The 6,750-nt window shown below is 34.2% G+C and carries 4 protein-coding genes and 2 pseudogenes; 5 read left to right on the forward strand and 1 reads right to left on the reverse strand.

The window, feature by feature from the left end:
• Positions 1 to 1,766 precede the first annotated feature (1,766 nt).
• A pseudogene (locus HMPREF2731_RS01930) lies at positions 1,767 to 2,249 on the reverse strand (DNA-binding protein); the annotation flags it as partial.
• Here HMPREF2731_RS01930 and HMPREF2731_RS14780 point away from each other — a divergent pair.
• From HMPREF2731_RS14780 to HMPREF2731_RS01955, 5 genes and pseudogenes are all read left to right on the forward strand, one after another.
• Positions 2,246 to 3,052 (forward strand): annotated as a pseudogene (locus HMPREF2731_RS14780) (DUF1430 domain-containing protein); the annotation flags it as partial. The pseudogenes HMPREF2731_RS01930 and HMPREF2731_RS14780 overlap by 4 nt on opposite strands.
• A gap of 3 nt (positions 3,053 to 3,055) precedes the next feature.
• Entirely contained in the window at positions 3,056 to 3,694 is a 639-nt protein-coding gene (locus tag HMPREF2731_RS01940) for an ATP-binding cassette domain-containing protein (RefSeq protein ID WP_070872209.1), read from the forward strand.
• Positions 3,695 to 4,073: 379 nt separating this feature from the next.
• Positions 4,074 to 4,985, forward strand: a complete 912-nt coding sequence (locus HMPREF2731_RS01945) for a peptidylprolyl isomerase (RefSeq protein ID WP_070872211.1) — start codon at positions 4,074 to 4,076, stop codon at positions 4,983 to 4,985.
• Between the two features lie 225 nt (positions 4,986 to 5,210).
• On the forward strand, positions 5,211 to 5,648 hold the full coding sequence (locus HMPREF2731_RS01950) for a hypothetical protein (RefSeq protein ID WP_002314590.1): 438 nt from the start codon (positions 5,211 to 5,213) through the stop codon (positions 5,646 to 5,648).
• 94 nt (positions 5,649 to 5,742) lie between these two features.
• A complete protein-coding gene (locus tag HMPREF2731_RS01955) occupies positions 5,743 to 6,627 on the forward strand; it encodes a diacylglycerol/lipid kinase family protein (protein ID WP_070872213.1) in 885 nt (294 codons plus the stop codon).
• Positions 6,628 to 6,750 lie beyond the last annotated feature (123 nt).

The raw sequence follows: 6,750 nt of genomic DNA on the forward strand, positions 1-6,750 counted from the left end.
AATTTGTCAAAAAAACTGTTGCCATTCCAAGATATGAAACTAATCAGATAGGTAAGAAATATCTTAAGTTGTAATAAAGAGATACAATAACCCTTAATCAACAATTACTAGAGAGCTTAAAAAAATACGTGAATCATTTAGAAAAAAATCAATTATCTTCAATTATAGTAAATGAACTTAACTTCATAGCTGAAACAGAATAACTTGAATCCTCAAATAACTTCTCTACCTGCTGTTTTGGTTACGATATTGGCTACGTTCCCGATGATAATATCTGCTGCTATATACTGTCAGTCTATAGTAATTTGTTAAATGAAATATCTATACAAAGCTTATTCCTTTACTCTGATTCCCAAAAGAGTCATTGGAAGGGTCTGTTGGATAACAACTAATTCATTGCTCGAAACGTTTATATTAAAGCGTTTCGAGCATTTTTTTATTCATCAGTATATTAACTTAAAACAAACGACTGTCCAGAAATAATGAACTGAACAGCTAATATTATCCATTTGTCTGATGAATCTAAAGACTTGAATGTTTACTACTAGATTGTTCAAATTCTAGTAGTAGCTCAAGCAACATTTTTTAGTCACTACTTTGAGTGCGAACGACAATAATAAAATGTATGAAAGGGGATGGGGATAATTTTCTTCCCTTTTTACTAAATACATTCTTTTCCGTTATTAGAGAGGACTGAGCACTCAATATAATCCTATTCGTTGATTATGATGCCAAACAAACTTGCGAAGGCTGAGCTTGCTAGTGAGTAACCTTTTTAGAAATGGAGCGAGATAAATTCACTTCTTCCATTTGTTCGAACTAATTGGGCCGTCGGTAATGAGTATCACGATTAGAATAAACGATTGGATTCACTTTGACTTGGCGGGTAGCGTGTCTAGCACTTAACATATTATTTACTGATCCTGCATTAAGCTTGAATTTAATGGACTAACTAATGATAGCAATATCGTGATAATCAACAAGTAGTAATAAATGAATTTTCTCTGCGGGAATTCTAAACTCAAAATTATCTGTCAGCCAATTTCAGTTGGCTTTTTTCTTCTTATTTGGAGATAAAGAATTTTTCAACATATCCTCTTTATAATTTTTTGGTTAATTTTTCCGTATTTTTCCAAAGTTTTCTAGCCTTGGTTGCTGCTATTTCTTCACACCATTGCGTCAGGTATCACTATTTGGATTTGGAACTGTACCCCCAGAATTAATGGGTACCTTTAATTTGATTTTTTATCAAACGCCGGAAGATGCTGTCTTTAAAGCCCTTGGGGTAGAATAGACAACTTTTTATTAAGCTAATATCTTCAGAAAATTAATCAATGAACTTAACTTCATAGTTTAAACAGAAAAAATTAATTGCTTAAATAACTTTTCCATTTGCTGGTTTGACCACGTACCAATCTATATTACTTACTAGATTAGTCGTTAATCTATTCGGATCGAATGGGCAAAATATTTTTGTGTATGTTCGTCCTTGATTATGATTCCAAAAAGAATCATTGGGAGGCTGTGGCGTAAATATTATACTATAAGCCAGAAATACCTATATTTAGTTATTTCTGGATTTTTTGATAGAAAAATAACAGAAGAATAATACAAATAGCCTAATACTAGAATAGTCAGTCATTTTTTTACCTATCATTCTGAACTTTTTTATTTAGGAACTTTCATCTCAAAGCTTTTTCAATTAATTTGTACCCTTGTTTTTTTTGATAAGATCATGTGCATTGTTCTATCTCTACGTTCATCTCCTACTTAATGCCTATCGGCTCCTGAGGGCTTCTTTTTAAGGCGTCGTCATAGTCTTGGCTGAGGATTTCTTGGTAATCTGAGGGAATGGCTTCCCAAGTGAGCAGGCGAACGTTCATGACGTGTTTTCCTTTGTGTTTGATTACAGCATGGTTTTTCTCTTTTTCTACCTCTCCAGCGTGAAAAGACAGCCATGTACCATGGCCAAAGATATCATTACATACCCAATGTTCGATGGAATTATCCACGTATCCTACAGGGAGTGTGGTATAGCCGATTTGTGGTTTCAAAAAAGGATTGAATCGATCAATCGTTTCATTTTTGTATTGATAATTGATAAGAAAAAGATAGACCAAACAAAAGACGAGCAGAAAGAAAGATAGTGTCTTTTTGAGTGAGAAGGGTTGTTTTGATGAATAAGATTTCTTGATAACAAGAGGTTCGTCTGGCAATGTTGGTTCTATTGATTCGGTAGCTGAGGATAAAAATAAATCTAAATTATCTTAAGAAATTTCCTTTGGTTGATGTCTCTGGAAGATTGATCCAAATAACCGAAGAAGAAACACACCCTGTTATATTGATCCCTGAACGATATAGATATACAGATTTAAAAAATGACCTAGCGCAAATAACAGAATATTATCAAGAAATCAGTGAAAAAGAACCAAAAATTCTATTTATAAAAAACAGTCAACCCATTTATACATTTATTCCTTCTATCCCATGGATCGAACATTATCCAGTTGTTGAAATACTGACATTGAAAAACAGTACGTATTGGGAAAGGAATATTCTCAGCGGAGAAATCTATCCGCCGTTAAAGATCAAGATAGGCTCTTTGTCGAAAGAAAGGTTATTTGAGCTGATTGAAGAAAGTCAGTTACGTGATAACTTGCAGTTATCATTTCCGTATACTCAGACTGAAGAGATAGCTGTCAAAGTGTTAAGCAGATCATTTCATTACTTGATACAGATATTTTTACTCACTTTCTTTTCTTTCTTCTTGTTGAGCTATGTCATGTTATGCATATATTTTGTCTACAATTGTCGGAAAATCGCTATCTTTCGTTCAAGTGGTTATTCGCTCTTTGAAACGTATAAAGATTTCTTCATGATGAACCTCATCAAATGGGGGACGACAAGTGTAATCTTCCTTTTTCTTATAGAAAGAGAGCCTAAATATCTTTTTAATATTTTTTTCTTTAGTTTCATTGGTTCTATTCTTTCAGTTGTTTTTATTTTGTCTACAGAAAAGAAAAGTCAGTTATTGTTGATGAATGGAGGTTAACAATTGGATCCGTTGATAGTGATAAAAGGTGCGAAAAAAATCATTCGAAACAAAACGATTCTTCATTTGGATCGTTTCACTGCGGATGCTGGAGATCTTGTGACTGTTGTTGGAGAAAGTAGAGCAGGTAAAAGTACGTTATTGAATACATTAGGATTGAATAATCGGTTCAGTTCAGGACAATTCTATTTGTTCGATCAAGAGACGAAACAATTAACTAGAAGAGAGAAGCGCTTGATAAAAAGAAATATCATATCTTTTCTTTTTCAAGATTTTGGGTTGATTGAATATGAAACGATTGATTTTAATTTAGATATTGGATTGAAGTTTTCGAATTTAAATGTTTCAGATAAGCGAACAGCAAAGTATGAGGCATTGAAAATAGTAAATATAAACAAGAAGCTAAGTAAGCCTATCTACACATTATCTGGTGGTGAGAAGCAAAGAATCGCCTGTGCGAGAGTCTTATTGAAGAATAGCAAAATCATTTTAGCCGATGAACCAACTGGATCATTAGATAAACGACATAAGGAGCAAGTCGTTGAAATCTTATCGCAACAGGCTTCCCAAGGTACGTTAGTTATCGTGGTCACGCATGATCCGTATCTGACCAAAATAGGAAACAAGAAGATCATGCTTTAGGAAACAAATGAAAAATCAACCTTTTTTTCATTAAAAACAACAAAAAAATGTCTAAAAAATCGGACATAAAAGAGTCTATTTTTAAGATGACAACAGCGGTAAAGAAAGAACAAAAATGATAGCACTTGTTCTAAGGATTCACAGTTTTGCCAAAAGCATAACGCAAGATAGACTTGAAAAACGATAACAAAAGAAGTAGTATATTAAGGTGTGATATGCTACTTGACATTTATTCTGCTGAGCGAACTTTCTGGATGGTATAGACTTCTATCTATTCAGGCCGTATCAAGCAGATTAGTAGAGGTGTTCTAGATGTTTCTCATCTTGAGCACCTTTGTTTTTAGCAATTCGCAAAAAACGAAAGTAGGAGAACAAATAAATGAAGAAAAGATTTTTAGCATTTGCCATCGTACTAGGCGCTGGTTTATTGTCAGGCTGTACGAATGCTGGTGAAAAAACAGCCGTTAGTTATAAAGGCGGCACAATCAGCGAACAAGAAGTAATGGATAGCTTGAAAAAAATGCAAGGAGCAGATTCCACTGTGCAACAGTTGATCGTTTATCAAGTATTTGAAGACAAATACGGAGATGACGTATCAACTAAAGAAGTCGATTCTCAATATGATCAAACAAAGAAACAATTGGGTGATTCATTTGATTCACAATTGAAGACAGCTGGCTTAACAAAAGAAACATTCAAAGACAGTATCAAACAAAGATTAGCCTTCCAAGAAGGTCTAAAGAAGCATATCAAATTGACTGATGAAGATTTAAAAACGGCTTGGAAAACTTTCCATCCAGAAGTAGAAGCTCAAATCATCCAAGTAGCAAGTGAAAACGATGCAAAAGATGTGAAGAAAGCTGCTGATAAGGGAGACGATTTCTCTAAATTAGCTAAAGACAAGTCAACTGATACTACGACAAAAGAAGATGGCGGAAAAGTAAAATTTGATTCCACTACTACAACGGTTCCAACAGAAGTCAAAGAAGCAGCTTTCAAGTTGAAAGACGGTCAAGTTTCTGATGTGATCACTTCTACTAATACCTCAACTTACGCGACAGAATACTACGTGGTCAAAATGGTGAAAAACCAAAACAAAGGCAACGACATGGATAAATACAAAAAAGAATTGAAAGAAATCGCGACTGAAACGAAATTGAATGACAGTACCTTTAGAAATAAGGTAATCGGAGAAGTATTGAAAGACGCTAATGTGAAAGTCAAAGACAAAGACTTTGAAAATGTTTTGAGTACATTCACTTCAGATTCCAGTACAGCAAGTAGTAAATAAGCGGAATAAATAAAAAAGTATGAACTATTTAAATCAATAAAACCGTTCATCTAAATCTTTTTATTAGAACTAAATCAACAGTAGTTTCATTACTACTTGATTTAGTTCTTTTTATTTAAACAATTCTTTGTTTTAGTTGGAATCCAAGATAGCCATCCTAGATATTTCTCTATATAATTTTAAATAAAGAAAACGATGTCAAAAAATGTACGTAGAAGTAGATAAATGGAGTGGTTTTGCAAATTTCTTTTATTTCTAGAAGTTATTCACGTATACGGATTTGTTTTTCTCACAAATAAAAAGGCAGGAAGTACAATGGATCATTTGTATATAAAATATATTCATCAATTTTCCGTTTTGGTGTTAGGCACACTAATTATAGCGGGGATTGTCGCATTTATTATTCAAGGTCGTGACATATTAACAGTACATCAAGAGTTTTTCAGTTATGCATTTGGTATTCCTCTGATCGCTATAAGGTCTGATAACAAAAAGTGGAAGAAACGCTATTACATTCTCTTGCTATTTTTGTGTTTTTATCTGCCACCTAAGATTTTTACTTTATTAGGTATACAACGCCTATCATTTTCTTTTATTTCCTATATCATTGTTTTAAGTTTCTTCAGTTTCATAGTATGGCTGTTTTATTTTGTCAAAAAATAAATGAATGTTTTATGAACAGTACTTCATCACAGCCTAATTTTTTTCTTTATGCTATCGTTATATTAAAGAAATCAATGAGAAGGGAAAGAAAGTGATGAAAAAAGTTTTATTAGTGGTAAACCCCAGTTCAGGCGGTGAACAAGCAAAGGAATTTGAGCAATTAGCGATAGCAAAATTGGAATCGGTGTTTGATGAAGTGGTCGTCTTGCATACAAAAAAAGTAGGGGATGCAAAAAACTTTACTCGCGAGGCGGCTGTGGAAGGGTATCATAGTGTATTTGTCATGGGCGGAGACGGAACAGTTAACGAAGGAATCAGTGGAATCGCTGAACAAGACCATCGGCCAAATTTCGGCTTTTTCCCATTAGGTACGGTGAATGACTTGGCTCGAGCATTAGGGATACCGCTAGAACCTGAGGAAGCGATCCATCATTTTTCGATTGAATCAGTCAAACCATTGGATATTGGAAAAATAAATGATGACTATTTTATGAATGTCGTTGCAATTGGCTCTATTCCTGAAGCAATCAATGATGTAGATGCGGAGAAGAAGACGAAATTTGGTAAATTAGCTTATTTCATGTCAGGAATCAAACAGTTAGCTTCCACACAATCCTACTCATTTCACGTAGAAGTTGATGGAAAGAAGGAAGAAATTGAGAGTAGTACCCTACTGATAGGACTAACTAACTCAGTTGGCGGATTTGAGACATTGCTTCCAAATGCAAAAGTGGATGATGGTAAGCTCCATTTAGTTTATTTAAAAGATTCTTCTTTGATCGATACGCTTAAAACATTGCCAGACCTATTAAAAGGAGTAGATGAATCAACGAAAAATCTAGCCTACCTTACTTGTGAGCAATTAGTTGTGTCATTAGCTGATGAGGAAGAATTGACGACGAATGTTGATGGAGATGAAGGGGATAAATTACCTGTGACAATCAAAGTATTGCCCTCACATCTACAGGTTTATTGGTAAAATGGAGGTTGTGACCGAGGAGTTGGCGGGAGAACACCGCTTGTTCGGGATAAGGGACTGTGACAAGACTTTTGTCACAGCCTTTTTCTATGATTAGTCAAGTAAAAGGTGTAAGAAAAATAG

The sequence above is a fragment of the Enterococcus sp. HMSC072F02 genome, from assembly GCF_001837725.1.
GTDB lineage: Bacteria > Bacillota > Bacilli > Lactobacillales > Enterococcaceae > Enterococcus_B > Enterococcus_B lactis.

What these genes read in the sequence shown, in the direction of transcription:
- HMPREF2731_RS01945 (WP_070872211.1), top strand. Translation starts at nt 4,074, where the DNA reads ATGAAGAAAAGATTTTTAGCATTTGCCATCGTACTAGGCGCTGGTTTA.
- HMPREF2731_RS01950 (WP_002314590.1), top strand. Translation starts at nt 5,211, where the DNA reads ATGGAGTGGTTTTGCAAATTTCTTTTATTTCTAGAAGTTATTCACGTA.
- HMPREF2731_RS01955 (WP_070872213.1), top strand. Translation starts at nt 5,743, where the DNA reads ATGAAAAAAGTTTTATTAGTGGTAAACCCCAGTTCAGGCGGTGAACAA.